Raw genomic sequence first — 13583 nt, 5'->3', positions numbered from 1 at the left:
CCCATGAGCACCACCAACTTCTCCTTCCCCACCGCCATCCGTTTCGGCGCCGGCGCGCGCAAGCAGGTCGCCGAAACCCTGCTGGCCGCCGGCTGCAAGCGGCCGCTGATCGTGACCGACAAGGCGCTGGCCGCGCTGCCGGTGCTGGCCGAGTTCAAGACCCACCTGGGCGGGCTGGACGTGGCCGTGTTCTCGGGCGTGTTCGGCAACCCGACCTGCAGCCAGGTCATGGACGGTGCCGCGGCCTACAAGGCCCACAAGGCCGACTGCGTGATCGGCTTCGGCGGCGGCGCGGCGCTGGACGTGGCCAAGGTGGTGGGCATTGCCGCCACCCACGAGGGCGACATCCTCGAATACGTCTGGGACCACCCCCAGGTGCGGCCCATCGTCAACGAGCTGCCCTACTTCGTGGCCCTGCCCACCACCTCGGGCACGGGCTCCGAGGTCGGCCGCTCCTCGGTGGTGAGCGAAAACGACACGCACCTCAAACGCGTGGTCTTCAGCCCCAAGATCCTGGCCAAGGTGGTGTTCGCCGACCCGGAACTCACGCTGGGCCTGCCGCCCCATGTGACGGCTGCCACCGGCATGGACGCGCTGACCCACAACATCGAGAGCTACCTCTCGCCGGCCTACCACCCGCTGTGCGACGGCATCGCGCTCGAGGGCACGCGCATTGCGGCCCATGCCCTGCTCAAGGCCGTCAAGGAGCCGTCCAACCTGCAGGCGCGCAGCGACATGATGATGGCCTCCATGATGGGCGCCATCGCCTTCCAGAAAGACCTGGGCGCGGTGCACTCCTGCGCGCACGCGCTGGGCGCCGTCTGCGACCTGCACCACGGCCTGGCCAATGCGCTGATGATCGACACCGTGCTGGCCTGGAACTACGAGTCGGCGCCCGCCAAGTTCGACGAGCTGGCCCATGTCTGCGGCGTGGCCGGCGGCGGCAAGGCCCTGGTGCCCTGGCTCAAGCAGCTGAAAGAAAGCGTGGGCATCACCGGCCCGCTGTCGGCCCATGGCGTCAAGCGCGAACAGCTGCCGCGCCTGGTCGAGATCGCCACGGCCGATATCTGCCACCAGACCAACCCGCGGCCTTGCAAGGCCGAGGACTTCCAGCGTTTATTCGAGGCAGCCCTGTGATCGCCGCCAGCCGCTTGAAGATCGGTTTGTCGGCCTGCTTCTCGCATGCCGACCCGACGCGCTCCTTCTTCACCGGCAAGACGCTGCAATACGTCGAGCAATCCATCGCGCACTGGGTCATGTCCTCGGGCGCCATGGTGGTCATGGTGCCCTGCCCCACGGGCAGCACGCAGCGCGGCGACGTGACCTATGAACACTACGCGCAGTGGCTGGACGGCCTGGTGCTGCACGGCGGCGCCGACGTCTGGCCGGGCAGCTACGGCGAGGAGCCGCTGGACGAAAAATGGTCGGGCGACCGCATCCGCGACGAATACGACAAAGCCCTGGTGGCCGCGTTCGAAAAAGCCGGCAAGCCGGTCTTCGGCGTCTGCCGCGGCCTGCAGCTGCTCAACGTCGCCTTCGGCGGCACGCTCTACCAGGACATCAACACCCAGGTGCCCGAGTCTTTTGTGCACCGCGACGCCGCGACCTACGACCTGAACTTCCACAGCGTCAACATCGTCCAGGGCTCCAGGCTGTCGGCGCTGTACCCCGGCGTGGAGCGCGTGCGCGTTAACAGCATCCACCACCAGGGCATCAAGGACCTGTCGCCCGAGTTCGAGGCCGAAGCCTTCAGCGTGGACGACGGCATCGTCGAAGCCATACGCCGCAAGGACAAGAACAAGAGTTATATCGCCGCCACCCAGTGGCACCCCGAATTCCACAAACCCGGCTCCGACACGATTGACGACGCCGCCGTGCTCGACGACTTCCTCACGGCCGTGGCCGCCGCCAAACACAAGGCAAAACAAGCATGAACACACTCGCCGTCCACAATCCCGCCACCGGCGCGCAGATCGCCGAATTGCCCGCCGACGACGCGGCCTCCGTCGCCGCCAAGGCACGCCGCGCACGCGCGGCGCAGCCCGCCTGGGCGGCCGTGCCCATGGCCGAACGCAAGGCCTGCATCACGCGCTTTCGCGCCGGAATCGTCGCCGAGCTCGACGCGCTGGCCGCCGTCATGACGCGCGAAACCGGCAAGCCGCTCAAGATGTCGCGCAACGAACTCAACGGCCTGCTGGGGCGCATCGATTTCTTCCTTGCGGAAGTCGGCGGTGCCACCGGCACGCAGACCGTGTTCAACGAGGGCGGCATGACCGAGCAGATCGAGCACACGCCGCTGGGCGTGGTCGCCAACATCTCGGCCTGGAACTACCCCTGGTTTGTGGGCGGCAATGTTTTTATCCCGGCGCTGCTCACGGGCAACGCGGTGCTCTACAAACCCTCGGAATACGCCGCGATGTCGGGCCTGGCCATGGCGCGCCTGCTGCATGCGGCCGGTGTGCCGCAGGACGTGTTCATCCCGCTGATAGGCGGCGGCGCGGTGGGCGCGGCGCTGATGGAGCAAAAAATCGACGGGCTGTTTTTCACCGGCTCGCACGCCACCGGCGCCAAAATCGCGCAGGCGCTGGGCCCGCGCCTGGTCAAGCTGCAGCTCGAGCTGGGCGGCAAGGACCCGACCTATGTCAGCGAAGACGCCAACGTCAGGAACGCGGCCGAATCGCTGGCCGACGGCGCGATGTACAACACCGGCCAGAGCTGCTGCTCGGTCGAGCGCATTTATGTGCACGAGAAAATTTACGACGCCTTTGTCACCGCCTTCCTGGAAACGGTGAAAACCTTCAAGACCGGCGACCCCATGAGCGAAGACACCTATATAGGCGCGATCACGCGCGCGCCGCAGCTCGATGTGCTGGACGCCCAGGTGGCCGACGCCAAGGCCAAGGGCGCCACCCTGCTGGCCGGCGGCAAGCGCGGGGCCGGCCCCGGCAACTGGTATGAGCCCACGGTGTTCGGCAACGTCAACCACAGCATGGAACTGATGCGCGAGGAAAGCTTCGGCCCCCTGATCGGCATCCAGAAGGTCTCGGGCGATGCCGAAGCCGTCAAGCTCATGAACGACACGCGCTACGGCCTGACGGCTGGCATGTTCACGCCCGATGAGGCGCGCGCCAAGGCCTTGCTGGCCCAAGTCAACGCCGGCAGCGTCTACTGGAACTGCTGCGACCGCGTAAGCCCGCGCCTGCCCTGGAGTGGTTACGGCGATTCGGGCGTGGGCCTGACGCTGTCGACCTACGGCATACAGACCTTCACGCGCCCCAAGGCCTGGCATTTACGCCAACCTTGACCATGAGGCTGACCCTGTTCGACCTGGACCACACCGTGCTCAACGGTGACAGCGATGTGCTGTGGTGCGATTTCCTGATCGAGAAGGGCTTGCTGGGCAAAACCGAATTCACCGCGCGCAATGCCGACATGGCGGCGCGCTACAAGGCCGGCACCGTCGGTCTCAAGGAGTTCGCCGATTTTTACGTGGGCACGCTGGCCGGCCGCACCGTGCAGCAGTGGGAGCCGCTGCGCCAGGAGTTCCTGGCCGACTGGATAGTGCCGCGCATCACGCCGGCCGCCGTCGCGCTGGTCGACAAACACCTGGAGGCGGGCGACCTGGTGGTCATGACCACGGCCACCAACCGTTTCATCACCGAACTCACGGCGATCTACTTCGACATCGAGCACCTGATCGCCACCGAACCCGAGATGCGCGGCGACCTGTTCACCGGCAGCACCACCGGCGTGCTCAATATGCGCGAAGGCAAGGTCGAGCGCCTGCACGCCTGGCTCACGGCACGCGGCCTGCGCTTCAAGGATTGCAAGAGCACGGCCTACAGCGACTCCATCAACGACCTGCCGCTGCTGGAAGCCGTCAAGCACCCGGTCATGGTGAATGCCGACGCGACGCTGGCCGCGATTGGCGGCGAGCGGGGCTGGCCGGCATTGCAATTGCATTGAGCGCGGTGCCGGGCCCATCGCGCGTCCGTTAACGGCCAGCAGGGCCGGGCCATCGCGGGCAGAATGGCAGCCTCATCCGGCTTGGCCCCTATGCACACTCCACTTCCACTTTCCTTCCAGCGCCTGGCCTGGTCCAACCTCGCGGCCCAATCGGCCGAACAGCTGAGCCTGGCGGCCGTGCCGCTGGTCGCGGTGCTGATGCTGGGCGCGGGGCCTGGCGAAATCGGCCTGCTCGCGGCGCTGCAGACCTTGCCTTTTCTGCTGCTGGCGATTCCGCTGGGTTTGCTGGCCGACCGCGTCTCGCGCTGCCGCCTGATGGTGGCGGCCGAAAGCCTGCGCGCGCTGTCCCTGGTAGCGCTGCTGGCCATGGTGCTGTCGGGCCAGCTCTCGATCGCGGGGCTGGCGCTGCTGGGATTCATAGGCGCGGTGGGCACCGTCTGCTTCAACGTGGCGGCGCCGGCCCTGGTGCCGGCCATCGTGCCGCGCACGCTGCTGGCGCGCGCCAACGGCCGGCTGGAACTGGCGCGCAGCATGGCTTTCGCGGCCGGGCCGGCGCTGGCCGGGGCGCTGGTCGCCTGGACCGGCGCGCCCTCGGCCTTTGTGCTGGCGACCCTGCTGTCCGGCGCGGCCGTGGCCCTGCTGCTGCAACTGGCCGAGCCGGCGCGCGCGCCCACCGCGAGGCGCCATGCGCTGCTCGAGATCCGCGACGGCGCGCAGTTTGTCTGGCGCCAGACCTATTTGCGGCCCATGGTGATCGCCGGCACGGTCTGGAACATCGCCTGGTTTGTGTTGCAGGCCGCCTATGTGCCTTATGCGGTGCGCGTGCTGGGCCTGACGGCGCAGGGTGTTGGCATCACGCTGGGCGCTTATGGGGCGGGAATGGTCGTAGGTGCGCTGCTGTCGCCGCGCGTGGTGGCGGCCATGCCTTTTGGCCGCGCCATCCAGCTGGGCCCGGCCGTCTCGGTGCTGGCCGCCGCGGCCATGGCGGCCACACTGTTTGTTCCCAGCGGCGTGCTGGCGGGCACGGCGTTTTTCCTGTTCGGCGTCGGGCCCATCGTCTGGACCATCACCTCGACCACCTTGCGCCAGAGCGTCACGCCGCACGCCATGCTGGGCCGGGTCTCGGCCGTGTTCCTGGCCGTCAATGCCGGTTCGCGCCCCCTGGGCGCGGCGCTGGGCGGCGTGGTGGGTGCGTCCATGGGCGAAGCCGCCTGCCTGTGGCTGGCGCTGGCCGGCTTTGTGCTGCAGGCGGCGGTGATTTTTGCGTCGCAGCTGCACGCGCTGCGGCAGCTGCCCGAGCCTGTGGCCTGAGTACGCTAGGAGCGGTTTATCTTGCTCCTTCCCCCGCTGGGGGAAGGCGGGGATGGGGGCCTTGCGGCTGTGGCAAAAACGCTTCCCCACCCGCCCCTACCCCCCACCCCGGCCCTCCCCCAGCGGGGGAGGGAGTAAGGACCGGGAGTTTCTTATTCCGCCGTCAGGTGTTTGCCGACAATGCCGGCCAATTCAAACATCGTGACCTGCGGCTTGCCGAACACCGGCAGCAGCTTGGCGTCGGCATTGATGGCGCGCTTGTTGGCCGCGTCCTGCAGGCCTTCAGCCTTGATGTAGTCCCAGAGCTTTTTGATGACCTGGGTGCGCGCCACTGGTTCGGTGCCTATCACCGCGGCCAGCGCATCGCTGGGCTTGAGGCCGGCGCCCGGCTTGGCGACACGCGGCGCTTTGGGCTTGGCGGTTTTGGCCGCGGGCGCTTTTTTGGCCGCGGCTTTTTTCGCGGCCGGTGCTTTCGCCGCCTTGGCCGCAACGGTCTTGCCGAAAGGCGTTTTCACCGTGCCGGTCTTGGCGGCCGCCGGCTTGCGCGGCGGGAACTTGGAGGGCGCGAATTCAAAGTTCACCTTGTCGGCCTCCTTGTCCCAGGCCAGCATGGCCTTGAAGGGCCGGCGCGTGCGCATGGAGACAAACTTGTCGAGCAGGTCGGTCTTGCCGGTTTCCAGCAGCTTGTGCATCTGCTCGCGCTCTATCGGCTGCTGCAGGATGACCTGGCCGGTCTTGAAGGTGCAGCTGGGTGTCGGCTGGGCCAGCGTGGGCACGGATTTTTCGCAGACATAGTTCTTGCCGAGCTCGAACACGCGCGAGGCGCAGCGCGGGCAGGGGCCCAGCGACTGCTGGCCGGCGAAGTCGACGATCTCGCCGGTCTCGGCATTCTTGTCGTCGCCGAAATCAAACTCGAGTTTGTAGTTCTTCGTCTCTTCGTCGAACTTGATCACCATCTCGGCGGTGAAAGGCCAGCCGGCCTTGGAGCGGAAGCCGTCCAGCGGGCCGATTTTTTTGTCGCGCAGGAACTGCTCGACCTCGGCCACCTCGAAGGTGCGGCCGGCCGGCGTCTTGCCGAAACTGAAGCCGCAGCCGTCGTCGCCGTTCTTGCCGGTGCAGGTGTAGCGCCGGTAGTTTTCCTTCATGACGCCGCCGCAGTTGGGGCAGGGCGCGGACAGCGTGGCATAGTCGCCGGGAATCGTGTCCTTGTCGTAGCCCTTGGCCTTGTTGACCAGGTTTTCCGTCATGGCGGCGATCTCGGCCATGAATGTTTCGCGGCTCAGCTTGCCGTGCTCCATCTGCGCGAGCTTGTGTTCCCACTCGCCGGTCAGCTCGGCCTTGGAGAGTTCCTCCACGCCCAGGCCGCGCAACAAGGTCATGAGCTGGAAGGCCTTGGCCGTGGGGATCAGCTCGCGGCCTTCGCGCAGCATGTATTTCTCGGCGATCAGGCCTTCAATCGTGGCGGCGCGCGTGGCCGGCGTGCCCAGGCCTTTTTCCTGCATGGCTTCGCGCAGCTCGTCGTCGTCAATCGTCTTGCCGGCGCCTTCCATGGCGCCCAGCAGGGTGGCTTCCGAATAACGCGCGGGCGGCCGGGTCTTCAGGCCCTTGGCCTCGACCACCTCGGCGCGCACCATCTCGCCGGGCTTGACCGGCACCAGGCTCTGGCCCTTGTCGCCGTCCTTGGCGTCGGCCACCTCGTCGGCGGCTTCCTTGCCGTAAATCGCGAGCCAGCCCGGCTTGACCAGCACCTTGCCCTCGGTCTTGAAGCTGTGGCCCACGGCCTGCGAGATACGCGTGGTCACCAGGTATTCGGCGCTCGGGAAGAACACCGCCATGAAGCGGCGCACCACCAGGTCGTACAGTTTCTGCTCGGCTTCGCTCAGGCCGCTGGGCGCCTGCAGCGTCGGGATGATGGCGAAGTGGTCGCTGACCTTGGCGTTGTCGAAGATGCGCTTGCTGGGCTTGATGTAGCCGCCCTTGAGCGCCGTCGCCGCATGCGGCGCCAGGTGTTTCATGCCGCTGTCGGCCAGCATTTCAAAGGTCTGCTTGACCACCGGCAGGTAGTCCTCGGGCAGCGCGCGCGAATCGGTACGCGGGTAGGTCAGCGCCTTGTGGCGCTCATACAGGCTTTGCGCAATCGCCAGCGTGGTCTTGGCCGAGAAGCCGAACTTGCCATTGGCCTCGCGCTGCAAAGAGGTCAAATCAAACAGCAGGCCGGCCGCCTGCGTGGTGGGCTTGCTTTCTTCCGTCACCGTGGCGGCCTTGCCGCGCACGGCCTCGGCAATGGCCATCGCCTCGCGCTCGGACCAGACACGGTCGGCCTTTAGTTCGGGGTCGGGCTCCGCACCCTCGCCGTTGGCGGCATTGGCCGCGGCCTTTTTCCACTTGGGGTCAAACCACTTGGCCGGGTATTCGCCGGCCTCGGCCAGGAAGGTCGCGTGGATTTCCCAGTAGTCGCGGCTCACGAACTTGCGGATTTTTTCCTCGCGCTCGACCACCACCGACAGCGTCGGCGTCTGCACGCGGCCCACGGTGGTCAAGAAGAAACCGCCGTCGCGCGAGTTGAAAGCCGTCATGGCGCGTGTGCCGTTGATGCCGACCATCCAGTCGGCCTCCGAGCGGGACCGCGCGGCGTCGGCCAGGCCCTGCATCTGCTTTTCGCTGCGCAGGCTGTCAAAGCCCTCGCGGATCGCGGCCGGCGTCATGGACTGCAGCCACAGGCGCTTGACCGGCAGCTTGCTGCTGGCGTACTGCTGGATCAGCCGGAAGATCAGCTCGCCCTCGCGGCCCGCGTCGCAGGCGTTGACCAGCGCGCCCACATCCTTGCGCTTGGCCAGCTTGACGATGGCGTTGAGCCGCGTCTTGGTCTTGTCGATGGGCTTCAAGTCAAAGTAGGGCGGGATCACCGGCAGGTTGGCAAAACTCCATTTGCCGCGCTTGACGTCGAACTCCTCGGGCGCCTGGATCTCGACCAGGTGGCCCACGGCCGAGGTCACCAGCCACTCGTCGCTCTCGAAATATTCATCGTGTTTTTCGAACTTGCCCGCCGTCGGCGTGATGGCGCGGACGATGTCCTGCGCCACCGAGGGCTTTTCTGCAATCACCAGGGTTTTCATATGTACTTCTTCAAACCTTCTACATCTTCGGGGAACATTTCCCCGCTTTCCGCGAATACGACTTTGCCTTCACGGCCGTCCGCCGACACCTTGAGCACCACCACCACGGGCAGTCCGGCCGGCTTGGGCAGGCGCCTGGCGACTTCCGGCGTCAGCATCCCGGCGGGGAAACTGTAGCCCTTGGCCTTCATATAGGCCGCGGCGGCGGCCGGCTGCTTGTCGATGGACAGCGCCAGCACCTCCAGCCCCTTGGCCTTCTGGGCCCGCCACAGCGCTTCTATATGGGGCGATTGCACCGCGCAAAAAGGGCACCAGCTGGCCCACCAGTACACCACAAGCGTCTTTCCACCCACATCGGCGGGCTTCCAGGCGCTGCCGTCCAGCAGCGCCACGGCCGGCAAAGCCAGGCTGCTGCCGACCTTGGGCAGGGGGCTTTCCCCGCTCTTGGCCCACGCCGGCAGGCCCAGCCCGGCCACAAGGGCGGCGGTCGTCTGCAACAGGTTTCGGCGCTTGAACATGAGGGGCTCCTGGGGTGCGTCACGATGCATCACTACAATAGCGGCTTCTCGCGCATGTACGCGCGCGGGTGCGCACGCATACGCGCGCACGCGCACATGCATGAATTAACCATACCAAAAAAATATCCCGTGTCAAAAAACCAGGCCAATGCGCCCATCGCGCCCCTTTCTTCCATGCCCCCCGCGCCGGCGCCCGCCGCCGACGGCCGGCGTATCCAGACACGGCGCTCCGGCGTGCACGGCAAGGGCGTGTTCGCCGTGCAGGACCTGGCCGAGGGCGAGACCCTGATCGAGTACGTGGGCGAGGTCATCAACTGGAAGGAAGCGCTGCGCCGCCACCCGCACGACCCCAAGGACCCGAACCACACCTTCTACTTCCACATCGACGAAGACCATGTGATTGACGCCAAGCACGGCGGCAATTCCTCGCGCTGGATCAACCACAGCTGCAAGCCCAACTGCGAAGCCGACGAGGAAGAAGGCCGGGTCTTCATCAAGGCGCTGCGCAACATCAAGGCCGGCGAAGAGCTGTTCTATGACTACGGCCTGATCATCGACGCGCCCTATACCAAGAAACTGCTGGCCGAATACCCCTGCTGGTGCGGCGCCAAGAACTGCCGCGGCACCCTGCTGGCGCCCAAGGACGACGAAAAGAAAAAAGCCAAAGGCAAGAAGAAATCCGGCAAAAAGGCCGAAGCCAAAGCCGACAAGAAGAAGTCGGAAAAGAAGGCTGACAAGAAAGCCGACAAAAAGCCCAAGAAGAAAAAGAAGGACTGAGCCGGTACTCACCGGTTCCCAGGCCGGCCCCGGCCGGATCCCCGGGCCCCTGAGCTTTTCATGAGCACCCCCTCACCCAACCCCATACGCTGGCCCGCCGAGGCCCTCTGGGAGGCCCTGGCGCCCTCGCTGCCGGGCTTCACGGTCGAGGTGCTGCCCGAGATCGACTCCAGCAACACCGAACTCATGCGCCGCTTCCGCGGCAGCCCCGGCGTGGAGCCCAGGCCCGAACCGCTGCTGTTGGTGGCCGAGCAGCAAACCGCCGGCCGCGGCCGCCTGGGCCGCCAGTGGCAAAGCCGGCGCGGCGACAGCCTGACCTTCTCCCTGGGCCTGCCGCTGGCGCCCACCGACTGGTCGGGCCTGTCGCTGGTGGCCGGCGTCAGCGTGGCCGACAGCCTGGAGCCCCTGGCGCCGGGCGGCAAACCGCGCATAGGCCTTAAATGGCCCAACGACCTCTGGCTGTCCACGCCCCAGGGCGAGCGCAAGCTGGCCGGCATCCTGGTCGAGACCGCGAGCTGGGAAGGCATTCGTTATGTGGTCATAGGCATAGGCATCAACATCCGCGCCATGGCGCTGGATCCGGCCACACCTGCGGCATCGGCGGCAGCCCTGCCCGCCATCCCGCCCGGCGGCCTGCAGGAGCTGCTGCCCGAACTCGACGCGCCGGCCACCCTGCTGCGCATCATCCCGCCGCTGGTGCAGGCGGTGCAGGCCTTTGAGCGCTTCGGTTTCGCGCCCTTCCAGGCGCGTTTCGCGGCGCGCGACGTGCTCGCGGGCCGCGCCGTGCAGCTGTCCGACGGCACCACCGGCACGGCCCACGGCGCCGCCGAAAACGGCGCGCTGCTGGTGCATACTGCGGCTGGCATGAAAGAAATCACCAGTTCCGAAGTCAGCGTGCGGCCCGTGTCAGCCCACAACCCGCAAGGCGCGCGCCCATGCTGAGGCTGCTGGTGCTGGCCCTGCTGCTGGCCAATGCCGGCTATTTCGCCTGGACGCACGGCCTGCTGGCCGACTACGGTTTTGCCCCGGCCGTCCAGGCCGAGCCGCAGCGCCTGGCCCAGCAAATACGGCCCGAGGCCATGCGGCTGCTCACCACCGCCGAGGCACGCCAGATCGAAAGCGAACCCAGCCCCGCGCCCGCGGCGCAGCCCGCCCCCGAATGCCTGCAGGCCGGCCTCTTCAGCCCCGAACAAAGCAGCGCGCTGCGCGCCGGCCTTGAAAGCAGCTTCCCCATAGGCAGCTGGACGCTGGAAAGCGGCGTGGAGCCGGGCCGCTGGATCGTCTACATGGGCAAGTACAGCAACGAGGACGCCCTCAACAAAAAACGCAGCGAGCTGCGCGGCCTGGGCGTGTCCTTTGAAGCCCTGGTCAATCCCGCGCTGGGACCCGGCCTGTCACTGGGCCACTACACATCCCAGGCGGAAGCCGAACGCGAACTGGCCAAGGTGGCCACGCGCGGCGTGCGCACCGCCAAGGTGGTGCTGGAGCGGCCCGAATCGCGCGGCCAGCTGCTCAAGCTGCCGGCCGCCGACGCGGCGCTCAAGGCCAAGCTGGAAGCACTCAAGCCGCAGCTGGCCGGCAAGCCACTCCAGGCCTGCCAGTAAATCTCAAACTGCCTTCCAGGCCCTTAACGGCACACAAGTCTGCAGCCGTGTGACCGCCTGGTCCATCAGCGCCGGGTGCAGCTCATGGCCCAGCGAGCGGGCCACGTCCAGGGTTGCGTCGGCGCCCAGCTCCATCAGGTGGTCAAAATCGCTGCGTGTGCGCGCCAGCGGCACGACCTCGTCGTTCTGGCCGTGCAGCAAATGCAGGGTGGTCAGCGCGGGTGCGCGGGCCGGCCAGACCTGGTAGCCGCCGCCAAAGGACAGCAGGCGGCCCGCCAGGCCGTCGTGCGCATCGCTGAGCGCCAGCGCCAGGCTGGCGCCCGCGCCAAAGCCGGCCAGCGCGGTGTCCGACTGCAGCACCTCAAAGCGCTGCTGCTGCGCGCGCAGATAGGCAGCCAATGCCTCCACGCGCGCGGCCAGTGCCGCCGCATCGTCCAGCCCGGCCGCGGCGGCGCCGGCCGCATCGGCATGCGGGCCCGTCAGGCCCTCGGGGATCAGCACGGCGGCCTCGGGAAAGGCGCCGCCCAGCAGGTTGCCCAGCTCCAGCATGTCGGCGGCCGAGCCGCCCGCGTCGTGCAGCAGCACAAACAGCTGGCGCGGTGTGGCGCCGGCAGGCAGCAGTTCAATGGTGACGGTGTCCAGGGGATTCATGGCGGGGCAGGGCAGTAGAAGGGGCTGAAAAAAGGCAATTGGGGCCTTCGCGGCGGCTTTCAACCACTTTAGCCGAGCCCGCTATGCCGGGGCCGTTTCGCCGCTGTGCGCGTCCTGCATCACCAGCGAGGCATGCAGGCCTATGCCGGCCGCCACGCCGCTCGCGCAGGCAAAAGTGATGCTGTGCGGCACGCGGGCCATGTCGCCGCCCGCATAGACACCGGCCACGCTGGTCTGGCCCCAGGCATCGACGCGCACGACGGGCCCCATGGGCGTGTCGTCAAGGGCGCAGCCCAGCGCCGCGGCCAGCGGGCAGGCCATGCGCACCTGGGCGCCCACCAGCAGCGCCTTGAGCGGCACCCGGCGGCCGTCCCGCAGCAGCACACCGTCCAGCGCGGGCGCGGCACCCTGCAATTCGGTGATGGGCGAAGCCTCGACCTTCACCTTGCGCACGGCCAGCGAGGCCCTGTCTTCGGGCGACAGCTGCACCACATCTTGCGTGAACAGCGTCACCTCGCCCCAGTCGGCAAACAGCAGCGCCTGGTGCACCGACATGGGCCCGGCGCCCAGCACGCCCACCGCGCCACCGCCAATCTCGTAACCATGGCAATAAGGGCAGTGCACCACGGTCTTGCCCCAGCGTTCCTGCAGCCCGGGTATCTCGGGCAGCACGTCGGCCACGCCGGTGGCCAGCAGCAGGCGGCGACCGGTGAACCAGCGCATGCCCTCATCGGCTTCCACCACAAAACCGGCCTCACCGCTGTCCACGCGGCTCACGCGGCCGCTGAAGAGTTTCACCGTCGGGTAGGCCTGCAGCTGCTGCCTGGCCTCGGCCAGGACCTGCGCGCCCGGCTTGCCGTCATGGCCCAGCACGCCGTGCGATTCGGCGGCAAAGCGGTTGCGCGGCAGGCCCGCGTCTATCACCAGCACCTGCCGCCTGGCGCGCGCCAGCTGCAGCGCGGCGGACAGCCCGGCAAAGCTGCCGCCCACAATGATGGCGTCATGCAGCATGGGGGGCCTCCGGCGAGGGATGGCGCGCCGCATGGGCGGCCATGGCACGGTTGAAATCGGCCGACAGGTCGGCCAGCGTGACCTCGCCCAGGCGCTTCATCAGCAAGGCCTCGGCCTCGCGCAGGCTGCCGGCCAGCGCACGCTGCACCGACTGCTCGATGACGCAGCCGTCGGCATGCGGGCCGTCGCCATCCGCCGCGCCGCCGGCATCACCAACGGCCATCTGCACATCCAGCAAGGTGACCGATGCCAGGTCGCGCGCCAGCACCCAGCCGCCGCCGTGGCCGCGCTCGGACACCACAAAACCCGCCTCGCGCAGGCCGGCCATGGTGCGCCGCACCACCACCGCGTGCGTGCGCAGGCAGGCCGCGAGTTCCTCCGACGTCATGGGCCCGCCGCGGTGGGCCATGTGCAGCAGGGCATGCAGCACGGCCGAAAGCCGGCCTTTGGATTTCATGTAACTTATCATGTTGCATGATTCTAGGGATGCGGCCGCCGCCCGCCGGCCGGGCCACCCCAAAGCCCCACGCGGCCAGGGGCCAATGCCTCCGAATCCGGTGCCGTCCGGCCCGCCGGCGCCGGCTGGGCGAAAATCAGCGCTTTTATGCACGGGACATGCATCCCGGATA

13 protein-coding genes are annotated in these 13583 nt (G+C 67.6%); 8 read left to right on the top strand and 5 right to left on the bottom strand.

Going from position 1 to position 13583, the window contains the following annotated elements; genetic code table 11:
• Nucleotides 1–3: 3 nt before the first annotated feature.
• The 5 genes from ACEN9P_RS11990 (at nucleotide 4) to ACEN9P_RS11970 (ending at nucleotide 5277) form a co-directional block, all read left to right on the top strand.
• The gene (locus tag ACEN9P_RS11990; protein ID WP_477662165.1) at nucleotides 4–1137 is read left to right on the top strand and encodes an iron-containing alcohol dehydrogenase; all 1134 of its coding nucleotides are present in this window, start codon (nucleotides 4–6) and stop codon (nucleotides 1135–1137) included.
• Complete coding sequence (locus ACEN9P_RS11985; RefSeq protein ID WP_495622083.1) at nucleotides 1134–1934, top strand: gamma-glutamyl-gamma-aminobutyrate hydrolase family protein; 801 nt, start codon at nucleotides 1134–1136, stop codon at nucleotides 1932–1934. Before ACEN9P_RS11990 ends, ACEN9P_RS11985 begins: the two co-directional genes overlap by 4 nt.
• Entirely contained in the window at nucleotides 1931–3304 is a 1374-nt protein-coding gene (locus ACEN9P_RS11980) for an aldehyde dehydrogenase family protein (protein WP_495622082.1), read from the top strand. The genes ACEN9P_RS11985 and ACEN9P_RS11980 overlap by 4 nt, the downstream gene beginning before the upstream one ends.
• A 2-nt stretch (nucleotides 3305–3306) precedes the next feature.
• Nucleotides 3307–3966, top strand: coding sequence for an HAD family hydrolase (locus tag ACEN9P_RS11975; RefSeq protein WP_495622081.1), 660 nt, complete (start codon nucleotides 3307–3309; stop codon nucleotides 3964–3966).
• Nucleotides 3967–4056: 90 nt separating this feature from the next.
• Nucleotides 4057–5277 (top strand): MFS transporter, encoded by a 1221-nt coding sequence (locus tag ACEN9P_RS11970; protein WP_495622080.1) that lies wholly within the window; start codon nucleotides 4057–4059, stop codon nucleotides 5275–5277.
• Nucleotides 5278–5429: 152 nt separating this feature from the next.
• Here the strand turns inward: ACEN9P_RS11970 and ACEN9P_RS11965 are convergent, their stop codons facing one another.
• Both ACEN9P_RS11965 and ACEN9P_RS11960 read right to left on the bottom strand, forming a co-directional pair.
• Entirely contained in the window at nucleotides 5430–8393 is a 2964-nt protein-coding gene (locus ACEN9P_RS11965; RefSeq protein WP_495622079.1) for a DNA topoisomerase III, read from the bottom strand.
• Complete coding sequence (locus ACEN9P_RS11960; RefSeq protein ID WP_495622078.1) at nucleotides 8390–8911, bottom strand: TlpA family protein disulfide reductase; 522 nt, start codon at nucleotides 8909–8911, stop codon at nucleotides 8390–8392. Before ACEN9P_RS11960 ends, ACEN9P_RS11965 begins: the two co-directional genes overlap by 4 nt.
• A gap of 174 nt (nucleotides 8912–9085) precedes the next feature.
• Between ACEN9P_RS11960 and ACEN9P_RS11955 the strand changes: the two genes are divergently transcribed.
• The 3 genes from ACEN9P_RS11955 to ACEN9P_RS11945 are packed head-to-tail and all read left to right on the top strand — an operon-like array spanning nucleotide 9086 to nucleotide 11292.
• Nucleotides 9086–9688, top strand: a complete 603-nt coding sequence (locus ACEN9P_RS11955) for an SET domain-containing protein (protein ID WP_495622170.1) — start codon at nucleotides 9086–9088, stop codon at nucleotides 9686–9688.
• Nucleotides 9689–9748: 60 nt separating this feature from the next.
• Nucleotides 9749–10630, top strand: coding sequence for a biotin--[acetyl-CoA-carboxylase] ligase (locus ACEN9P_RS11950; protein ID WP_495622077.1), 882 nt, complete (start codon nucleotides 9749–9751; stop codon nucleotides 10628–10630).
• Nucleotides 10624–11292 (top strand): SPOR domain-containing protein, encoded by a 669-nt coding sequence (locus tag ACEN9P_RS11945; protein ID WP_495622076.1) that lies wholly within the window; start codon nucleotides 10624–10626, stop codon nucleotides 11290–11292. The genes ACEN9P_RS11950 and ACEN9P_RS11945 overlap by 7 nt, the downstream gene beginning before the upstream one ends.
• A 3-nt stretch (nucleotides 11293–11295) precedes the next feature.
• Here the strand turns inward: ACEN9P_RS11945 and ypfH are convergent, their stop codons facing one another.
• The 3 genes from ypfH to ACEN9P_RS11930 form a co-directional block, all read right to left on the bottom strand.
• Entirely contained in the window at nucleotides 11296–11943 is a 648-nt protein-coding gene (gene ypfH / locus ACEN9P_RS11940; protein WP_495622075.1) for an esterase, read from the bottom strand.
• Nucleotides 11944–12024: 81 nt separating this feature from the next.
• Nucleotides 12025–12954 carry an NAD(P)/FAD-dependent oxidoreductase gene (locus ACEN9P_RS11935; protein ID WP_495622074.1) on the bottom strand — a complete coding sequence of 310 codons (930 nt, stop codon included), beginning with the start codon at nucleotides 12952–12954 and terminating at the stop codon, nucleotides 12025–12027.
• Nucleotides 12944–13411, bottom strand: a complete 468-nt coding sequence (locus ACEN9P_RS11930; RefSeq protein ID WP_477715818.1) for an Rrf2 family transcriptional regulator — start codon at nucleotides 13409–13411, stop codon at nucleotides 12944–12946. The genes ACEN9P_RS11935 and ACEN9P_RS11930 overlap by 11 nt, the downstream gene beginning before the upstream one ends.
• Between the last annotated feature and the right edge of the window lie 172 nt (nucleotides 13412–13583).

Source organism: Polaromonas sp. Polasp52 (assembly GCF_059491565.1).
Note: the sequence above shows the minus strand (reverse complement) of the source record. Positions and strands in the feature narration are given on the sequence as shown.

Coding starts and splice junctions, on each gene's coding strand:
- ACEN9P_RS11990 (WP_477662165.1), top strand. CDS start 4: ATGAGCACCACCAACTTCTCCTTCCCCACCGCCATCCGTTTCGGCGCC.
- ACEN9P_RS11980 (WP_495622082.1), top strand. CDS start 1,931: ATGAACACACTCGCCGTCCACAATCCCGCCACCGGCGCGCAGATCGCC.
- ACEN9P_RS11975 (WP_495622081.1), top strand. CDS start 3,307: ATGAGGCTGACCCTGTTCGACCTGGACCACACCGTGCTCAACGGTGAC.
- ACEN9P_RS11970 (WP_495622080.1), top strand. CDS start 4,057: ATGCACACTCCACTTCCACTTTCCTTCCAGCGCCTGGCCTGGTCCAAC.
- ACEN9P_RS11965 (WP_495622079.1), bottom strand. CDS start 8,393: ATGAAAACCCTGGTGATTGCAGAAAAGCCCTCGGTGGCGCAGGACATC.
- ACEN9P_RS11960 (WP_495622078.1), bottom strand. CDS start 8,911: ATGTTCAAGCGCCGAAACCTGTTGCAGACGACCGCCGCCCTTGTGGCC.
- ACEN9P_RS11955 (WP_495622170.1), top strand. CDS start 9,086: ATGCCCCCCGCGCCGGCGCCCGCCGCCGACGGCCGGCGTATCCAGACA.
- ACEN9P_RS11950 (WP_495622077.1), top strand. CDS start 9,749: ATGAGCACCCCCTCACCCAACCCCATACGCTGGCCCGCCGAGGCCCTC.
- ACEN9P_RS11945 (WP_495622076.1), top strand. CDS start 10,624: ATGCTGAGGCTGCTGGTGCTGGCCCTGCTGCTGGCCAATGCCGGCTAT.
- ypfH (WP_495622075.1), bottom strand. CDS start 11,943: ATGAATCCCCTGGACACCGTCACCATTGAACTGCTGCCTGCCGGCGCC.
- ACEN9P_RS11935 (WP_495622074.1), bottom strand. CDS start 12,954: ATGCTGCATGACGCCATCATTGTGGGCGGCAGCTTTGCCGGGCTGTCC.
- ACEN9P_RS11930 (WP_477715818.1), bottom strand. CDS start 13,411: ATGAAATCCAAAGGCCGGCTTTCGGCCGTGCTGCATGCCCTGCTGCAC.